Source organism: Pseudomonas sp. NPDC089547, from assembly GCF_050280665.1.
Classification (GTDB): domain Bacteria; phylum Pseudomonadota; class Gammaproteobacteria; order Pseudomonadales; family Pseudomonadaceae; genus Aquipseudomonas.
Map to the genome: position 1 here is coordinate 16,407 of NZ_JBNNVS010000003.1, position 16,661 is coordinate 33,067.

17 protein-coding genes are annotated in these 16,661 nt (G+C 63.8%); 10 read left to right on the top strand and 7 right to left on the bottom strand.

Annotated features, from left to right (window positions below):
• Positions 1-76 precede the first annotated feature (76 nt).
• A complete protein-coding gene (locus tag ACQKPZ_RS02825) occupies positions 77-502 on the top strand; it encodes a DUF2269 domain-containing protein (protein ID WP_427535445.1) in 426 nt (141 codons plus the stop codon).
• A gap of 115 nt (positions 503-617) precedes the next feature.
• On the opposite strand, the gene ACQKPZ_RS02830 is transcribed toward ACQKPZ_RS02825, so the two are convergent.
• Positions 618-1,274: an HAD family hydrolase gene (locus ACQKPZ_RS02830; protein WP_427535446.1), complete on the bottom strand. Its 657-nt coding sequence runs from the start codon at positions 1,272-1,274 to the stop codon at positions 618-620.
• A 140-nt stretch (positions 1,275-1,414) separates the two neighbouring features.
• Between ACQKPZ_RS02830 and ACQKPZ_RS02835 the strand changes: the two genes are divergently transcribed.
• Together ACQKPZ_RS02835 and ptsP are read left to right on the top strand one after the other, a co-directional pair.
• The gene (locus ACQKPZ_RS02835; RefSeq protein ID WP_023532670.1) at positions 1,415-1,894 is read left to right on the top strand and encodes an RNA pyrophosphohydrolase; all 480 of its coding nucleotides are present in this window, start codon (positions 1,415-1,417) and stop codon (positions 1,892-1,894) included.
• Between the two features lie 22 nt (positions 1,895-1,916).
• On the top strand, positions 1,917-4,196 hold the full coding sequence (ptsP, locus tag ACQKPZ_RS02840) for a phosphoenolpyruvate--protein phosphotransferase (RefSeq protein ID WP_391126644.1): 2,280 nt from the start codon (positions 1,917-1,919) through the stop codon (positions 4,194-4,196).
• Between the two features lie 133 nt (positions 4,197-4,329).
• On the opposite strand, the gene ACQKPZ_RS02845 is transcribed toward ptsP, so the two are convergent.
• Positions 4,330-5,076, bottom strand: coding sequence for an NRDE family protein (locus ACQKPZ_RS02845; protein WP_427535447.1), 747 nt, complete (start codon positions 5,074-5,076; stop codon positions 4,330-4,332).
• A 129-nt stretch (positions 5,077-5,205) separates the two neighbouring features.
• Here ACQKPZ_RS02845 and ACQKPZ_RS02850 point away from each other — a divergent pair, with 129 nt between their 5' ends.
• The 3 genes from ACQKPZ_RS02850 to ACQKPZ_RS02860 are packed head-to-tail and all read left to right on the top strand — an operon-like array spanning position 5,206 to position 7,834.
• Complete coding sequence (locus tag ACQKPZ_RS02850) at positions 5,206-5,988, top strand: sulfite exporter TauE/SafE family protein (protein WP_427535449.1); 783 nt, start codon at positions 5,206-5,208, stop codon at positions 5,986-5,988.
• Positions 5,989-6,004: 16 nt separating this feature from the next.
• Positions 6,005-6,811 carry a prolipoprotein diacylglyceryl transferase gene (lgt, locus tag ACQKPZ_RS02855; RefSeq protein ID WP_003249027.1) on the top strand — a complete coding sequence of 269 codons (807 nt, stop codon included), beginning with the start codon at positions 6,005-6,007 and terminating at the stop codon, positions 6,809-6,811.
• Positions 6,812-6,862: 51 nt separating this feature from the next.
• Entirely contained in the window at positions 6,863-7,834 is a 972-nt protein-coding gene (locus ACQKPZ_RS02860) for a thymidylate synthase (protein WP_105947256.1), read from the top strand.
• Positions 7,835-7,957: 123 nt separating this feature from the next.
• Here the strand turns inward: ACQKPZ_RS02860 and cadR are convergent, their stop codons facing one another.
• Entirely contained in the window at positions 7,958-8,401 is a 444-nt protein-coding gene (gene cadR / locus ACQKPZ_RS02865; protein ID WP_427535451.1) for a cadmium resistance transcriptional regulator CadR, read from the bottom strand.
• A gap of 83 nt (positions 8,402-8,484) precedes the next feature.
• Here cadR and ACQKPZ_RS02870 point away from each other — a divergent pair, with 83 nt between their 5' ends.
• Both ACQKPZ_RS02870 and ACQKPZ_RS02875 read left to right on the top strand, forming a co-directional pair.
• On the top strand, positions 8,485-10,698 hold the full coding sequence (locus ACQKPZ_RS02870) for a heavy metal translocating P-type ATPase (RefSeq protein ID WP_427535452.1): 2,214 nt from the start codon (positions 8,485-8,487) through the stop codon (positions 10,696-10,698).
• A gap of 9 nt (positions 10,699-10,707) precedes the next feature.
• Positions 10,708-11,577 (top strand): LysR family transcriptional regulator, encoded by an 870-nt coding sequence (locus ACQKPZ_RS02875; protein ID WP_427535453.1) that lies wholly within the window; start codon positions 10,708-10,710, stop codon positions 11,575-11,577.
• Between the two features lie 183 nt (positions 11,578-11,760).
• Here the strand turns inward: ACQKPZ_RS02875 and ACQKPZ_RS02880 are convergent, their stop codons facing one another.
• Together ACQKPZ_RS02880 and ACQKPZ_RS02885 are read right to left on the bottom strand one after the other, a co-directional pair.
• The gene (locus ACQKPZ_RS02880) at positions 11,761-12,810 is read right to left on the bottom strand and encodes an alkene reductase (protein ID WP_427535454.1); all 1,050 of its coding nucleotides are present in this window, start codon (positions 12,808-12,810) and stop codon (positions 11,761-11,763) included.
• A gap of 17 nt (positions 12,811-12,827) precedes the next feature.
• The gene (locus tag ACQKPZ_RS02885; RefSeq protein ID WP_391138099.1) at positions 12,828-13,130 is read right to left on the bottom strand and encodes an ArsR/SmtB family transcription factor; all 303 of its coding nucleotides are present in this window, start codon (positions 13,128-13,130) and stop codon (positions 12,828-12,830) included.
• A gap of 150 nt (positions 13,131-13,280) precedes the next feature.
• Between ACQKPZ_RS02885 and ACQKPZ_RS02890 the strand changes: the two genes are divergently transcribed.
• Positions 13,281-13,865: an ACP phosphodiesterase gene (locus ACQKPZ_RS02890; RefSeq protein WP_427535456.1), complete on the top strand. Its 585-nt coding sequence runs from the start codon at positions 13,281-13,283 to the stop codon at positions 13,863-13,865.
• A 62-nt stretch (positions 13,866-13,927) separates the two neighbouring features.
• Here the strand turns inward: ACQKPZ_RS02890 and ACQKPZ_RS02895 are convergent, their stop codons facing one another.
• Together ACQKPZ_RS02895 and olsB are read right to left on the bottom strand one after the other, a co-directional pair.
• Positions 13,928-14,716, bottom strand: coding sequence for a lysophospholipid acyltransferase family protein (locus ACQKPZ_RS02895; protein ID WP_427535457.1), 789 nt, complete (start codon positions 14,714-14,716; stop codon positions 13,928-13,930).
• Positions 14,716-15,471, bottom strand: coding sequence for an L-ornithine N(alpha)-acyltransferase (gene olsB / locus ACQKPZ_RS02900; protein ID WP_403194546.1), 756 nt, complete (start codon positions 15,469-15,471; stop codon positions 14,716-14,718). The genes ACQKPZ_RS02895 and olsB overlap by 1 nt, the downstream gene beginning before the upstream one ends.
• A gap of 159 nt (positions 15,472-15,630) precedes the next feature.
• On the opposite strand from olsB, the gene ACQKPZ_RS02905 reads away from it, so the two are divergent.
• Entirely contained in the window at positions 15,631-16,518 is an 888-nt protein-coding gene (locus ACQKPZ_RS02905) for an acyl-CoA dehydrogenase (protein ID WP_427535459.1), read from the top strand.
• Positions 16,519-16,661: the final 143 nt, after the last annotated feature.

The following is a 16,661-nucleotide window of genomic DNA, read 5'->3' on the forward strand; positions in this document are numbered from 1 at the left end:
CGTGTGATATCCCTGTGGGAGCGGGCAAGCCCGCGAAGAAGCCAGCACGAAATGGCCTGCTCAAGGACACAGTGACATGGAACACCTGACCACCCTGAAAACCCTGCACATCATTGCCACCGCCCTGCTGCTGCTGGGCGCCCTTGGCCTGGTTATCTGGACCGTGCGTGCCCGCAGGCAAGGTGATGCCGAGGCCTACGCCAAGCTGCTGCGCCGGCCGCTGGTGTTCGTCTGGCTGGTGATGGGCCTGTGCCTGGTCAGCATGCCGTTCACCGGCTGGTGGCTGGTGCATCTTGTCGGCTGGCCGTTGGGGCAGACCTGGGTGCTGGCGTCCAGCGTCATCTATACCTTCGGCGCGTTTGCCGTGTGGTGGCTGGTGGTGCGGCTGAACCGGCTGCGCAAGGCTGAGGTCGTGGGGTTGCGCTTTACCCTGGCGCTGGCGGTGTTCAGCGGGGTTTGCTTCCTGTCCATTGCCGGGCTGATGGGGGCCAAACCGGTCTGAGGCCGGGGGAGGGCTTCGCCCTCCATCGCGACACAAGGCCGCTCCTACAGGGATACGCATTCCCCTGTAGGAGCGGCCTTGTGTCGCGATGGGCCGCAAAGCGGCCCCGGCAATCTCAAGCCCTGAGCGAAACCACCGGCCACCCGCGCTTCTCGGCCTCGGCCCGCAGGTTCGGGTCGGGGTCCACCGCCACCGCATGCGTAACCCGCTGCAACAACGGCAAATCATTCATCGAGTCGCTATAGAAATAGCTGTCCTCAAGATCAAAGCCGTTCTCCAGCATCCACCGCTCCAGGCGCGTCACCTTGCCTTCACGGAAACACGGTATATCGGTACTTCGCCCGGTATATCGGCCGTCGTTCATCTCGCACTCGGTCGCCAGCAGCACCTTTACCCCAAGCCGCCGGGCAATCGGTGCCGTGACGAAGCGGTTGGTAGCGGTGATGATCACCAACTGATCGCCGGCTTCACGGTGCTGCTGCAGCAAGGCCAAGGCCTTGGGCAGGATGATCGGCTCGATGCAGTCGCGCATGAAATCGCGGTGCCATTCATCGAGTTGGGCCGCAGGCGTAGCCGCAAGGATTTCCATGGAGAAGGCCAGGTAGGCCTGCAAATCCAGGGTGCCGTTGAGGTAGTCCTGATAGAAGCCATCGTTGCGTTGTTTATAGGCAACCGGGTCGAGAATGCCGCGCTGGCAGAGGTAGTCACCCCAGGCATGGTCGCTGTCGCCACCGAGGAGGGTATTGTCCAGGTCGAATAAAGCCAGGCGCATCGCAGTCACTCGCATCAGCTACAGGGTGGCCCGCAGAATACGGAGTTTTCACGCGGCTGCACATAAGCTTGGCCGGCGCGTTGCTGCGCTCGCAAGCTTTGTGGAACAATGCGGTGACATGCGTTTGCGAGGTTGCTGCCGTGATCGACCCGGATGGTTTTCGCCCCAATGTCGGGATCATTCTCACGAATGATGCCGGGCAGGTGCTATGGGCTCGCCGGATCAACCAGGATGCCTGGCAGTTCCCCCAGGGTGGTATCAACCCTGACGAGACGCCGGAAGATGCCCTGTACCGCGAGCTGAACGAAGAAGTTGGCCTTGAACGCGATGATGTGGAAATTCTTGCCTGCACCCGCGGCTGGTTGCGTTATCGTTTACCCCAGCGCCTGGTCCGTACCCACAGCCAGCCGCTGTGCATCGGCCAGAAGCAGAAGTGGTTCCTGCTGCGCCTGATCAGCAACGAACAGCGGGTGCGGATGGACCTGACCGGCAAGCCGGAATTCGACGGCTGGCGCTGGGTAAGCTATTGGTACCCGCTGGGCCAGGTTGTGACATTCAAGCGCGAGGTATACCGGCGCGCCCTGAAAGAGCTAGCACCGCGCCTGCTGACGCGCGACTGACGACGGAGTTCGACCCCGAGCCATGCTCAATACGCTGCGCAAGATCGTCCAGGAAGTAAACTCCGCCAAAGATCTCAAGTCGGCGTTGGGGATCATTGTCTTGCGCGTCAAGGAGGCCATGGGCAGCCAGGTCTGCTCGGTCTACCTGCTTGACCCGGAAACCAACCGCTTCGTGCTGATGGCTTCCGAAGGCCTGAACAAGCGCTCCATCGGCAAGGTCAGCATGGCCCCCAACGAGGGCCTGGTCGGCCTGGTGGGCACCCGGGAAGAGCCGCTGAACCTGGAAAACGCCGCCGACCACCCGCGCTACCGCTACTTTGCCGAAACCGGTGAAGAAAAATTCGCCTCCTTCCTCGGTGCGCCGATCATCCACCACCGCCGCGTGGTAGGGGTATTGGTCATCCAGCAGAAGGAGCGCCGCCAGTTCGACGAAGGCGAAGAAGCTTTCCTGGTTACCATGAGCGCCCAGCTTGCCGGGGTTATCGCCCACGCAGAAGCCACCGGTTCGATCCGTGGCCTGGGACGCCAGGGTAAAGGCATTCAGGAGGCGCGCTTCGTTGGCGTGCCGGGTTCGCCGGGTGCCGCTGTCGGGCGTGCCGTGGTCATGCTGCCACCGGCCGACCTGGAGGTGGTGCCGGACAAGACCGTCGATGACATCGACGCCGAACTCAAGCTGTTCCAGAACGCCCTCGAAGGCGTGCGCGACGACATGCGCAAGCTGTCGGCCAAGCTGGCTACCCAGCTGCGCCCGGAAGAGCGCGCACTGTTCGATGTGTACCTGATGATGCTCGAAGACGCGGCCCTGGGCGGTGAGGTGACCGAGGTCATCAAGACCGGCCAGTGGGCCCAGGGCGCGCTGCGCCAGGTGGTGGGCGAGCACGTCAACCGCTTCGAGCTGATGGACGATGACTACCTGCGTGAGCGTGCCTCCGACGTCAAGGACCTTGGCCGGCGCCTGCTGGCCTACTTGCAGGAAGCCCGTTCGCAGTCGCTGGTGTACGCCGACAACACCATCCTGGTCAGTGAAGAACTGACCCCGGCCATGCTCGGCGAGGTGCCGGAAGGCAAGCTGGCTGGCCTGGTCTCGGTACTGGGCTCGGGCAACTCCCACGTTGCCATCCTGGCCCGCGCCATGGGCATCCCTACTGTGATGGGCCTGGTCGACCTGCCTTACTCCAAGGTCGACGGCATCGAGATGATCGTCGACGGCTACAAGGGCGAGGTGTTCACCAACCCCAGCGATGTGCTGCGCAAGCAGTACAGCGAAGTGGTCGAGGAAGAGCGCCAGTTGGCCAAAGGCCTGGATGCCCTGCGCGAACTGCCCTGCGTCACGCCGGACGGCCACCGCATGCCGCTGTGGGTCAACACCGGCTTGCTGGCCGACGTGGCCCGCGCCCAGCAGCGTGGCGCCGAAGGGGTTGGCCTGTACCGCACCGAAGTGCCGTTCATGATCAACCAGCGCTTCCCCAGCGAAAAAGAGCAGCTGGCCATCTACCGCGAGCAGCTGGCGGCCTTCCACCCGCTGCCGGTTACCATGCGCACCCTCGACATCGGCGGTGACAAGGCGCTGTCGTACTTCCCGATCAAGGAAGAAAACCCGTTCCTCGGCTGGCGTGGCATCCGCGTCACCCTCGACCACCCGGAAATCTTCCTGGTGCAGACCCGCGCCATGCTCAAGGCCAGCGAGGGCCTGAACAACCTGCGCATCCTGCTGCCGATGATCTCCGGCATCCACGAGCTGGAAGAGGCGCTGCACCTGATCCACCGTGCCTGGGGCGAGGTGCGTGACGAAGGCACCGATGTGCCGATGCCGCCAGTGGGCGTAATGGTGGAGATCCCGGCAGCGGTGTACCAGACCAAGGAGCTGGCGCGTCAGGTGGACTTCCTGTCGGTGGGGTCCAACGACCTGACCCAGTACCTGCTGGCGGTGGACCGCAACAACCCACGGGTCGCCGACCTGTACGACTACCTGCACCCGGCGGTGCTGCAAGCGCTGAACACCGTGGTGCGTGATGCCCATGGTGAAGGCAAACCGGTGAGCATCTGTGGCGAGATGGCGGGCGACCCGGCGGCGGCCATTTTGCTGATGGCGATGGGCTTCGACAGCCTGTCGATGAACGCCACCAACCTGCCGAAGGTGAAGTGGATGCTGCGCCAGGTGAACATGGGCAAGGCCAAGGAACTGTTGGCCGAGGCCTTGAGCCATGACAACCCGCAGGTTATCCATAGTTCGTTGCAGTTGGCGTTGAAGAACCTTGGGCTGGCGCGGATGATTGGGCCTGGGGCCAATAAAACCCTGTGAAATTTTGGGGCCGCTTTGCGGCCCATCGCGACGCAAGGCCGCTCCTACAGGGATCGCGTATCCTTGGGCAACCGCATTACCTGTAGGAGCGGCCTTGTGTCGCGAAAGGGCTGCAAAGCAGCCCCCTTGGGCCTCAAGCCTTGAGCTCCACTTCCCCCAAATGCCCACCAAACGGCCCAAAACTACGCTCAATAAGCCGCCTTTTACCCTGATCATCCACAATCAGCACAGTACTCGCCCGCGTCCCATAATTCTGGCTGGCAATAAACACACTCGACAGCAACTTCTCGGTCGCCATCCCCACGCCGGTCTCCGGTAAGTCACCATCCGCCGCAGGCTCGCCATCCGCCAGCAACGCCAGCAATCGTGTCGGCTCGGGCGTCTCCAGCAACTTCTCCAGCCCGCTTCGCGCCTTCAACAGCTTCGGCCACGGCGTATCCAGCCCGGCATTGGAAAGCCCGTAAACTCCTGCCTCAAGCAGGCGTGGCGCCGCGTCTCGGGCATTCAGGTAACCCAGTTGCCGCTCGTCACCTACCAACAGGTTGAACCCAGAATACTGCCCGCTGCGGCTGGCCACCTGGTCCAGGTAAGCCTCAACCCCTAGCTCGCCCTGTAAATACGCCGCCACCAGTTCACCCCGCGAGCGGGCCCCCAGCGGCTGGCCCGGGTCGCGGATATTGGTCAGCGCCGCAAAGCGCCCCTGCGGGCCCACGCCCAGCCAGGTACCACCGGCCTCCAGGTCGCGCCCGGCATACACCCCGGGCGCATCCTCCCAGGCCGCCAGCGCCTGGGTAGGGCGGGCATGGAACTCGTCGCGGTTGGCCGCGACGATCAGCGGCAGGGCATGCCCCGGCCGCCAGGCAAATACGATCAGGCACATCGGTTGGGCCTCTGTGTTTCTTGCCACTGTACCCACAGCGGCGGGGCGGATCCATCCTGACACAGAGTTCACTAGAGCCCCGAGCCCGGCTTCCGTTACCATGCCGGATTGTTTTTCTGGGGAAGCCGAATGGAATTCGTGCTCTATCTGCTGTTGGGCGCCTGTGCCGGTGTGCTGGCCGGGCTGTTCGGCGTGGGCGGCGGCATCATCATCGTGCCGGTGCTGGTGTTCAGCTTCACCTTGCAGGGGTTCGATGCCTCGGTGCTGACCCACCTGGCAGTTGGTACGTCCTTGGCAACCATCGTCTTTACCTCGATCAACGCCGTGCTTGAGCACCACCGCAAGGGGGCGGTGCAGTGGCCGATCTTCGCCTGGATGACCTTGGGCATCCTGCTGGGTGCTGGTGTCGGCGCCAAGACCGCCTCGCTGATTCAGGGGCCTCTGCTGCAAAAGATCATCGGCGTGTTCGCCCTGGTCATCGCCGCACAGATGGCCCTGGACCTCAAGCCCAAGGCCAGCCGTGGCGTCCCCGGCAAGCCCGCGTTGATCGGCGCCGGCGGGGTGATCGGTTGGGCCTCGGCCATTTTTGGGATCGGAGGCGGGTCGCTGACCGTACCGTTCCTGACTTCGCGCAGCCTGCCCATGCAGCAGGCGGTGGCCACGTCCTCGGCCTGTGGCCTGCCCATTGCGATGGCCAGTGCCCTGAGCTTCATGGTGCTGGGCTGGCACGAGGAGCACCTGCCGGCCCACAGCCTGGGTTACGTGTACTTGCCGGCACTGGTCGGTATTGCCGTGACCAGCATGTTTTTCGCCCGCTTCGGCGCGCGCCTGGCGCACAAGCTGTCGCCCCGTTTGTTGAAACGCCTGTTCGCAGCCCTGCTGTTCTGTGTCGGCCTCAGCTTTTTGATTTGAATCGAGAGGAAGTTCCATGCTGCCTTACCCGCAGATAGACCCCGTGGCCTTGGCCATCGGGCCGCTGAAAATCCACTGGTACGGCCTGATGTACCTGATCGGCATCGGTGGCGCCTGGCTGCTGGCCTCGCGCCGTTTGAACCGTTTTGACCCTACCTGGTCACGCGAAAAGCTGTCCGACCTGGTGTTCTGGTTGTCGATGGGGGTGATCGTCGGTGGCCGATTGGGCTATGTGCTGTTCTACGACCTGCATGCCTACCTGGCCAACCCGACGCTGATCTTCGAAGTGTGGAAGGGCGGCATGTCGTTCCACGGCGGCTTCATCGGGGTGATGCTGGCGGCCTTGTGGTTCGGCAAGCGCAACAACAAGTCGTTCTTCGAGCTGATGGACTTCGTTGCCCCGCTGGTGCCGATTGGCCTGGGGGCCGGGCGCATTGGCAACTTCATCAATGCCGAGCTGTGGGGTAAACCCACCGACGTGCCATGGGCGATGATCTTCCCGCCGTTCAGCGACCCGGCGCAGTTGCCGCGCCATCCATCGCAGCTCTACCAGTTTGCCCTGGAAGGCGTGGCGCTGTTCGTCATCCTCTGGCTGTTCTCGCGCAAGCCGCGGCCGACCATGGCGGTTTCCGGCATGTTTGCGCTGTTCTATGGCATCTTCCGCTTCATCGTCGAATTCGTCCGCGTACCGGATGCCCAGCTCGGCTATATCGCCTGGGGCTGGCTGACCATGGGTCAGATTCTGTGCGTGCCGATGATCCTGGCTGGCCTTGGCCTGATCTGGTGGGCTTATAATCGCAAGCCCACGGCGAAACCCGCCTGATTAATCCCACGGCAGGGGCGATCCCCCTGCCGTTTTTGCTACAGGTAAGCCATGAAACAGTATCTGGACCTGGTCCGCGACGTTATCGACAACGGCACGCTGCAGGAAAACCGCACCGGCATCCGCACCATCAGCCTGCCGGGCGCCATGCTGCGCTTCGACCTGCAGAAGGGCTTTCCGGCCATTACCACGCGCAAGCTGGCGTTCAAGTCGGCGATCGGCGAAATGGTCGGCTTCCTGCGTGGCGTGAAAAACGCCGGCGAATTCCGCGAACTGGGCTGCAAGGTCTGGGACCAGAACGCCAACGAAAACGCCCAGTGGCTGGCCAACCCGTTCCGCCAGGGCCATGACGACCTGGGCGAAATCTACGGTGTGCAATGGCGCCAGTGGCCGGGCTACAAGCGCATCCCGCTGAGCAACCCGGCTGCCATCGAAATGGCCGAGAAGGCCGGTTTCCGCCGCATCGCCCAGGACGAAGAGGACGGCGTCGCGTTCGTCATCCTGTACAAGGCCATCGACCAGGTGCGCCAGTGCCTGGACACCATCGCCAACGACCCGGGCAGCCGCCGCATCCTGTTCCACGGCTGGAACTGCGCGCAGCTGGACGAAATGGCCCTGCCGCCGTGCCACCTGCTGTACCAGTTCCACCCGAATGTAGAGACCAAGGAAATTTCCCTGACGCTCTACATCCGCTCCAACGACCTGGGCCTGGGCACGCCGTTCAACCTCACCGAAGGTGCGGCACTGCTGTCGCTGTTCGGCCGCCTGACCGGTTATACCCCGCGCTGGTTCACCTACTTCATCGGCGATGCCCATGTGTATGAGAACCACCTGGACATGCTGAACGAGCAGCTCAAGCGCGAGCCGCTGGAGGCGCCGAAGCTGGTGATCAGTGATCGCGTGCCGGCGTTTGCCGAAACGGGCAAGTACGAGCCGGAGTGGCTGGAGAAGATCGAGCCGAGTGATTTCTGGCTGGAAGGGTATGAGCACCATGCGCCGATGACGGCGCCGATGGCGGTTTAAGCCTTTGGATTGCCGGGGGCGCTTTGCGCCCCAATCGCGACACAAGGCCGCTCCTACAGGAGATCGCGCCCCCTGTAGGAGCGGCCTTGTGTCGCGAAAGGGCTGCAAAGCAGCCCCAGAATTTCAATGCCCGTGACTTCGCCCCACATGCGAATGCTCGGTATCCGGCACCGATACCGCCCCGTTCGTCTCCAGTTGCTGCAAAATCGCGCACTCTGCGCCCTGCGCGCTGCAGCGCCGCCGCAGCTCGACCAGTTGCTCCTGCAACGCCACCAGCCCATCGATCCGCGCCTGTACATGCTCGATATGCTCGTCGATCAGCGCATTGACGCTGCCGCATGAGTCATCCGGGCTGTCGCGCAGGCGCAGCAGGCTGCGGATCTCGTCCAGGGTCATGTCCAGCGTGCGGCAGTTGCGGATGAAGGTCAGCCGCTCGACGTGGGCCTGGGTATAGAGCCGATAGTTGCCTTCGGTGCGCGCGGGCTCCGGCAGCAGGTTTTCACGCTCGTAGTAGCGGATGGTTTCCACCGCGCAGTCGGTGGCTTTGGCAAGTTCTCCGATCTTCATCACGAAACCTCGAGCAAATGGCTTGACCCTATAGTGGCTACAGGGTGTTCACTTGGCAACAGGCTCAACTTAAGGATGACCCCATGAACCAGCCTGTCAGCCACGAACACAAGCACGACCACCACGCCCACAGTTGCTGTGGCGCTGCCGCTGCGCCCGCCAAAGTGCAGCTGAGCGAGAAGGCCAGTAGCCATTCACGGTTCAGCCGTTTCCGCATCGAGGCCATGGACTGCCCCACCGAGCAGACCCTGATCCAGGACAAGCTGGGCAAGCTGGCCGGTATCGAGCAGCTGGAGTTCAACCTGATCAACCGTGTGCTGGGCGTACGTCATACCCTGGACGGTACCGCTGACATCGAGCGGGCCATCGACAGCCTGGGCATGAAGGCCGAGCCAATGGCTGCCGAGGATGACGGCAGTGCCAGTACGCCACAACCGGCCAAGACCCGCTGGTGGCCACTGGCATTGGCGGGTATTGCCGCAGTCGCCGCCGAAATCGTGCATTTCTCCGCCGCCGCACCGGAGTGGGTGGTGGCGGCCCTGGCGCTCGCCGCGATTCTTGGCTGCGGCTTGGGTACCTACAAAAAGGGCTGGATCGCCCTGAAAAACCGTAACCTCAACATCAACGCGCTGATGAGCATCGCCGTCACTGGCGCGGTATTGATCGGCCAGTGGCCGGAAGCGGCCATGGTGATGGTGCTGTTCACCGTCGCCGAGCTGATCGAAGCGCGCTCGCTGGACCGCGCGCGCAATGCCATCGGCGGGTTGATGCAGCTGACGCCAGACATGGCCACGGTGCAGCAGGCCGATGGCCAATGGCGCGAGATGGAGGTGCGGGAGGTGGCCATTGGCGACTTGGTACGCGTGCGCCCCGGCGAACGTATCGGCCTGGACGGTGAAGTGACCAATGGGCAATCGAGCGTCGATCAGGCACCGATCACCGGCGAAAGCCTGCCTGTGGAGAAGGCAGTGGGCGACAAGCTGTTCGCCGGCACCATCAACCAGGCAGGGGCACTGGAGTTTCGCGTCACCGCCGCCGCTGGCCAATCGACACTGGCGCGGATCATCAAGGCCGTGGAGGAGGCGCAGGGCGCGCGGGCGCCTACCCAGCGCTTCGTCGACCGTTTTTCGCGCATCTACACCCCAGTGGTATTCGCCATCGCCCTGGCCGTGGCGGTGATTCCGCCGCTGTTCATGGCCGGTGCGTGGTTCGACTGGATCTACCGCGCCCTGGTACTGCTGGTGGTCGCGTGCCCGTGCGCCCTGGTGATCTCTACCCCGGTGACCATTGTCAGCGGCCTGGCCGCTGCTGCGCGCAAAGGCATCCTGATCAAGGGTGGGGTGTACCTGGAAGGCGGTCGCCACCTGGACTTCCTGGCCCTGGACAAGACCGGCACGATCACCCACGGCAAGCCTGTGCAGACCGACGCCAAGGTGCTGGAGCCGCTGTTCGAAGGCCGTGCGCAAGCGCTGGCCGCCAGCCTGGGCGAGCGTTCGGACCACCCGGTGTCCCGCGCCATTGCCCAGTTCGGCAAGCAGCAAGGCTTGGCCTTGAGCGAGGTCGATGATTTCGCCGCCCTGGCCGGGCGCGGGGTGCGTGGCACCATTGCCGGTGAGGTTTACCATTTGGGCAATCACCGCCTGGTCGAAGAACTGGGGCTGTGCTCGCCCGCGCTGGAAGCCCGACTGGATGCGCTGGAGCGCCAGGGCAAGACGGTGGTCCTGCTGCTTGACCGTTCCGGCCCGCTGGCCCTGTTCGCCGTTGCCGACACGGTCAAGGACAGCAGCCGCCAGGCCATCGCCGAGTTGCATGAGCTGGGCATCAAGACTGTCATGCTGACCGGTGACAATCCACATACCGCGCAGGCCATCGCCGCCGTGGTGGGCATTGATCGTGCCGAGGGCAACCTGTTGCCTGCCGACAAGCTGAAAACCATCGAAGCGCTGTACGCGCAGGGGCATCGGGTGGGTATGGTCGGTGATGGTATCAACGACGCGCCGGCGCTGGCCCGCGCCGAGATCGGCTTTGCCATGGCGGCCGCCGGTACCGACACCGCCATCGAGACTGCCGATGTGGCGCTGATGGACGACGACTTGCGCAAAATCCCGGCCTTCGTCAGGCTGTCGCGCCAAAGTGCGGCGATCCTCATGCAGAACATCGTTCTGGCGTTGGGCATCAAGGCGATTTTCCTGGCGATCACTTTTGCTGGCATGGCGACCATGTGGATGGCGGTGTTCGCCGACATGGGTGTGAGCCTGCTGGTGGTGTTCAACGGCTTGCGCCTTTTGCGCAAATAGAGGACGTGCATGCTGAGTTCGGAGCTGAAAGCCTTCTACATGGTGGCCCGCCTGGGCAGCATCACCCTGGCGGCGAAGAAGCTCGGGCTTAGCCAGCCCACGGTGACCACGCAGATCCGCAACCTGGAAAGCCAGTACGCGGTAGAGCTGTTCTACCGCGGCGGGCGGCGCCTGGTGTTGAGCGAAGAGGGCGTGCGCCTGCTGCCGATGGTCAAGGCGCTGTTGCAGCAGGAGGCGGACATCGAGTTCGAACTGCGCAACAGCGGTCAGGCCCAGGGCAGCCTGCGCATTGCCGCCACGGCGCCTTACTACATTCTCGACCTGGTGAAGATCTACCGCGAACGCCTGCCGCAGGTGGAAGTGGCGGTGGAGATCGGCAACTCACAGCAGGTGCTGGAAATGCTCGAGGACTATCGGGTGGATATCGCCGCTTCGTCGCAGCTGGTAGAAGACGCCCGGCTGGTGCGCCGGGTGCTGGGCACTGATCCATTGGTTGTGGCGGTGCACCGCAACCACCCGTTGGCCCACCGCCAGGCGGTGTCCATCGACGTGGTGGCCGGGCATTGCCTGCTGATGCGCGAGAAAGGCTCGACCACGCGCAAGCTGACCGAGCAAATGATGCAGGAGGCCGGGGTGACGGCCGGGGCATTGCTGGAGATTGGCAGCCGCGAGTCGATCCGTGAGGCAGTGCTGCGCAACATTGGCATCAGTGTGATTGCCCGGCATGAGGTGCCGCACAATCCTGAGTTGCGGGTACTGGCCCTGGAGAATGCGCCGGTGATGCATGAATACCTGTATTGCCTGAAAGAGCGGCGCCAGGCGCGGTTGCCGGCGGCATTCCTGGGGGTGGCGCAGGAAGTGGCGGGTTCGCACTTGTAGGAGCGGCCTTGTGTCGCGAAAGGGCTGCGCAGCAGCCCCGGCAATTCATGCGGCGAAGCTGAAATCCTGGGGCTGCTGCGCAGCCCTTTCGCGACACAAGGCCGCTCCTACAGGGGATCGCGTACCCCTGTAGGAGCGGCCTTGTGTCGCGATAGGGCCGCAAAGCGGCCCCGGCAATATCAATCAAAGCCGCGGGTAATCGATATACCCCACCGGCCCCTTGCCGTAGAAGGTCTCCGGCCGCGCCTCGTTCAACGGCGCATCCGCCGCCAGCCGCGCCGGCAGGTCAGGGTTGGCAATGAACGGCACACCAAACGCAACCGCATCGGCCTTGCCGCTGGCCAGCGCCGCATTGGCACTGGCTTTGTCAAAGCGTTCGTTGACGATGTACGGGCCGCCAAATGCTTCCTTGAGCAGCGGGCCAATGCTGTCATCCGCTTCCCGCTCACGCGAGCAGATAAAGGCAATGCCACGCTTGCCCAGTTCCCGGGCCACGTAGGTAAAGGTTTCGGCCCGGTCGGCATCACCCATGTCGTGCGCATCGGCACGCGGTGCCAGGTGCACGCCCACGCGGCTCGCGCCCCACACCTCGATGGCCGCATCGGTCACCTCCAGCAGCAGGCGAGCACGATTTTCCAGCGAACCGCCGTAACGGTCGGTGCGCTGGTTGGTGCTGCTTTGCAGGAACTGGTCGAGCAGGTAGCCGTTTGCGCCGTGGATCTCCACACCATCGAAACCGGCCGCCTTGGCGTTTTCCGCGCCGCTGCGGTAGGCCTCGACGATGTCGGTGATTTCTTCGGTTTCCAGCGCACGCGGGGTGGGGTAGTCACTCAGCGGGCGTACCAGGCTCACATGGCCCTTGGGCTGAATCGCGCTGGGGGCCACCGGCAGCTCGCCGTTCAGGTAGCTGGAGTGAGAGATGCGGCCAACGTGCCACAGTTGCAGGAAGATGCGCCCGCCTGCGGCATGTACGGCCTTGGTGACGTTGTTCCAGCCACGCACCTGTTCATCGTTCCAGATGCCAGGGGTATCGGGGTAGCCGACGCCCATGGCGCTGACCGAAGTCGCCTCGCTGAGAATCAGCCCGGCGCTGGCGCGCTGCACGTAGTATTCGGCCATCAGCGCATTGGGTACGCGGCCTTCGTCGGCGCGGCAGCGGGTGAGCGGGGCCATGATGATGCGGTTGGGCAATTGCAGGTCGCCCAGGGTGATCGGATCGAAAAGCGTGGTCATGGTGGTTACCTGCCTTGTCAAAGTGCTTGGCGCAGTTGTTCGAGGAACGCCTCGATGGTGGCCTCGTTGCGTTTGAAGAAGTGCCATTGGCCGATCTTCTGGCTGCTGATCAGCCCGGCGCGTTGCAGGGTGGCCAGGTGGGCGGAGACAGTCGACTGCGACAGGCCGCAGCGTTGGTCGATCTGCCCGGCACAGACACCGTTATCAGTGCTGTGGTACTGGTCGGGAAACTGCGTTGCCGGGTCTTTCAGCCAGCTGAGGATTTCTCGCCTGACCGGATGGGCCAGCGCTTTTATGATTTCGTCGAGATCGAGAGGCATGGGTTGAGGCTCGTTGTAGCGGTATATCGCGATAGGGCGAAATGTAAATCGCCAGGTACCGATATACAAATACGAACTCGTTCTGAGCTGAGTACGAATCGCTATATCGCGTTATAACGATATTGGCGTTGTCAGTGCTAGACTCCGCCCATGAACTACCTCGCACATTTGCACCTGGGTGGCCCGGCGCCGCAACAACTGCTTGGCAGCCTTTACGGCGACTTTGTCAAAGGTTCGCTGGAAGGCCGCTTCCCGCCTGCGCTGGAGGCAGCCATTCGGCTGCACCGGCATATCGACAGCTACACCGACCAGCACCCGCTGGTGCTGGCGGCATTGGCGCGTTTTCCGCGTGAGCGGCGGCGCTTTGCCGGTATCGTGCTGGATGTGTTCTTCGACCATTGCCTGGCGCGGCATTGGGCCGATTATGCCGAGCAGCCGCTGGATCAGTTCACAGGGGCGTTCTATCGGGTGTTGCTGGCAGAACCGGAGTTGCCGGGGCGGCTGGCGCGGATTGCGCCGTTCATGGCGGCCGATGACTGGCTGGGGGCGTATGGCGACTTTGCCACGCTGGAGCAGGTGTTCAACGGCATTGCGCGACGGCTGTCGCGGCCGGAAGGAATGGCTGGGGTGATGGGTGAGCTGGAGCGGCTGTATGAGCCGCTGATGGCGGACTTTCGCGAGTTCTACCCGCAGTTGCAGGCGTTTGCTGCGGCGGGGCGGATGTCTGACAGTTAGTTCTGTGCTGGTTTCTTCGCGGGCAAGCCCGCGAAGAGGCCGGGTCAGAAAATGCGAGAGTCTCAGGCAGCCCGCGCCTGCCGCCGTGGCGCCATCTCGATATCTTCAACCCCGAACAGCGCCAGGTGAATCGCCTGCTGCGCCTGCACCGCCAGCACCGCACGCTCCTTGCCCACGCTACCTATCGGCGGCAGCAGGTGAATGCACACCTCGCCCCGCGACTGGGCAAACAGGCGCATCAGGTGCGACACCAGGTCATCATCGCCAATGAAAGGCGCAACCGGGTCGATCTGGCCATCGCGCAAGTACTGGATAGCCACCGGTTGCACCGCCACCCCCCGATCAATGGCACCAGCCAGCAGGCGCCCGTGGAAGGTGCGCAGGGTACGGCCGCTGGTGGTGGTTCCTTCAGGGAAGATCAGCAGCGGCCGGGCCATGCCCAGTTGCCCGGCAATCTGCTCACGCAGCCGCTGGCTGTCGCCGCCGCCACGGCGGATGAACAGGGTGCCGGCCTTTTCCGCCAGCCAACCGGCTACAGGCCAGTGGCGTACTTCAGCCTTGGACAGGAACGACAGCGGCATCAACATGCCGAGCAGAGGAATGTCGGTCCAGGAAACATGGTTGCTGACCCACAGCATCGGCCGCTGCGGCAGCTCGCCGACGACCTTCACGTCGAAGGGCAGGGCAGCGACCAGGCGTTTCATGAACAGACAGGTCCAGCGCTGGCGCCGTTCGATGGGGGGCTTGAAGCCCAGGCGTTCGGCGAGGGCGATCAGGCTGGCCATCAACATGCCCAGCGCCAGTACCAACAGCAGTCGAGCCAGGCGGGCCATTACCCGCAGCTTCGGCATCAGACTGCCGCCTTGAAGTGGCGGGCGTAGCGCGGGCACAGGTCGTCGCGCTTGAGCAGGATGAAGACGTCGGCTACCTGGAAGTCTTCGTCCCAGCACGGCTCGCCACAGATTTTCGCGCCCAGGCGCATGTAGGCCTTGAGCAGCGGTGGCATTTCGGCGATGACGTTGCCGGGCAGGGCCAGGCTCGGCAGCGGGTTCTTCGGCTCGGCGCGCAGGTGTTCGGTGCACAGGTAACGGTCACGCAGGCGCTGCATCACGGCGTGAGCCTGCACGCCGCCGTCCTGCATGGGGATACTGGCGCAGCCCATGAGGTAGCTGTAGCGGCCCTCGTTGAGCACCTCGGCCAGTTCGCCCCAGAGCACCGCGATGGTGCCGCCGTTGCGGTAGTCGGGGGCGACGCAGGTGCGGCCCAGTTCGAGGATCGGCCCTTGCAGTTGCAGCAGGCCGTGCAGGCGGAATTCTTCTTCGCTGTAGAAGCGGCCCAGGCTGCTGGCGGCCTGGTGGTCGAGCAGACGAGTGGTCGCGACCAGCTCGCCGGTGCTCAGGTCACGTACACCAATGTGGCGGCAGTGCACGTCGTAGTCGTCCATGTCCAGACCCTGCTCGGCGCCCTTGAGCTTGGCCTTGAATTCTGCACTGAACACTTTGTAGCGCAGGGCCTGGGCCTCTTGCAGCGCCGCGGCGCCAACCAGGCGTTCGGCTTGCAGACGGCGTTCGGTGCTGTTGTCGCCAGCGTGAGCGATCCGAGTCATTACGAGTCTCCATAAGCCAGCCATGAAGGGTTGCGGCCGGTCGGCTTTGTTGTGCAAAGTCAGCCTAGGTAGGCGCGGTGTCACCCCTGTGAATCTTTGGTGATGCTTGCGTGACACCCCCCAAACCTTGAGCAGAATTCCCCAGCAAGGAGTCGTCTGATGGCCTGGTTGCAACGTTTGAATGACCCGTTTCGTCATGCGCTGGCGGGCACCCTGGGCGAAACCTATGGCGCACTGCTTGAGCGCCTCGGCCCGGTGGCCCCCTTCGAACTGGCGGTACTCGGCGCGCGCGCGATGGCCACGCCGGGCCTGGCCTTCCTGGTGGGTTACCAGGCTGCCTTGCGGGTGCTGTGGCCCAGTGCGCCGGCTAGCCTCGGCGCCTTGTGCGCAACCGAACGGCGCAGTGTGCGGCCGGCGGACATGCACACGCGCCTTGATGACTTGCGGCTGACGGGCAGCAAGGATTTCGTCACGGCAGGGTTGGAAGCGGAGTGGCTACTGGTGGCGGCGCGTAGCGAAGCGGCTGGCGAGGCACCCCGGTTGAACCTGGCGGTGGTCTACCCCGGGGAGCCCGGGGTGACCCTGGAGCCATTACCGACCCTGCCGCTGATGCCGGAAGTCGGCCATGGCCGGCTGTTGCTCGATCAGGCCGCGTGCGAGTTGCTGGCCGGTGACGGTTGGGATGCCTATGTAAAGCCGTTCCGCTCGCTGGAGGACTTGTACGTGCTTACCGCGTTGACAGCCTGGTTGTATGGCGTGGGGCAGGCGTGTGCGTGGCCACAGGGGTTGCGCCTGCAATTGCTTGGGTTGCTGGCCGGGTGTGCAGAGGGTGGCCGTCAGTGTGCCGACAGTGTGGGATGCCATTTGCTGTTGGGCGGACTTTTTGCGCAGTTCCAGGCGTTGCGGGGGGAGATTGATGCGGCATTGGCGGCCGGGCCGGCGCATTGGGCGCAGATCTGGCAGCGGGACCAGGGGGTGATGGCGTTGGCGACGGTGGCCCGGGAGAAGCGGCTGAACAAGGCCTGGGGTGCTGCGGGATTGTCATGAATGCCTGTTAGGGTGGCGTGAACTATTGAATCCTGGGGCCGCTTCGCGGCCCTTTCGCGACACAAGGCCGCTCCTACAGTAACGGCATCAAACTTGAGGCTGACGCGATCTTCTGTAGGAGCGGCCTTGTGTCGCGATAGGGC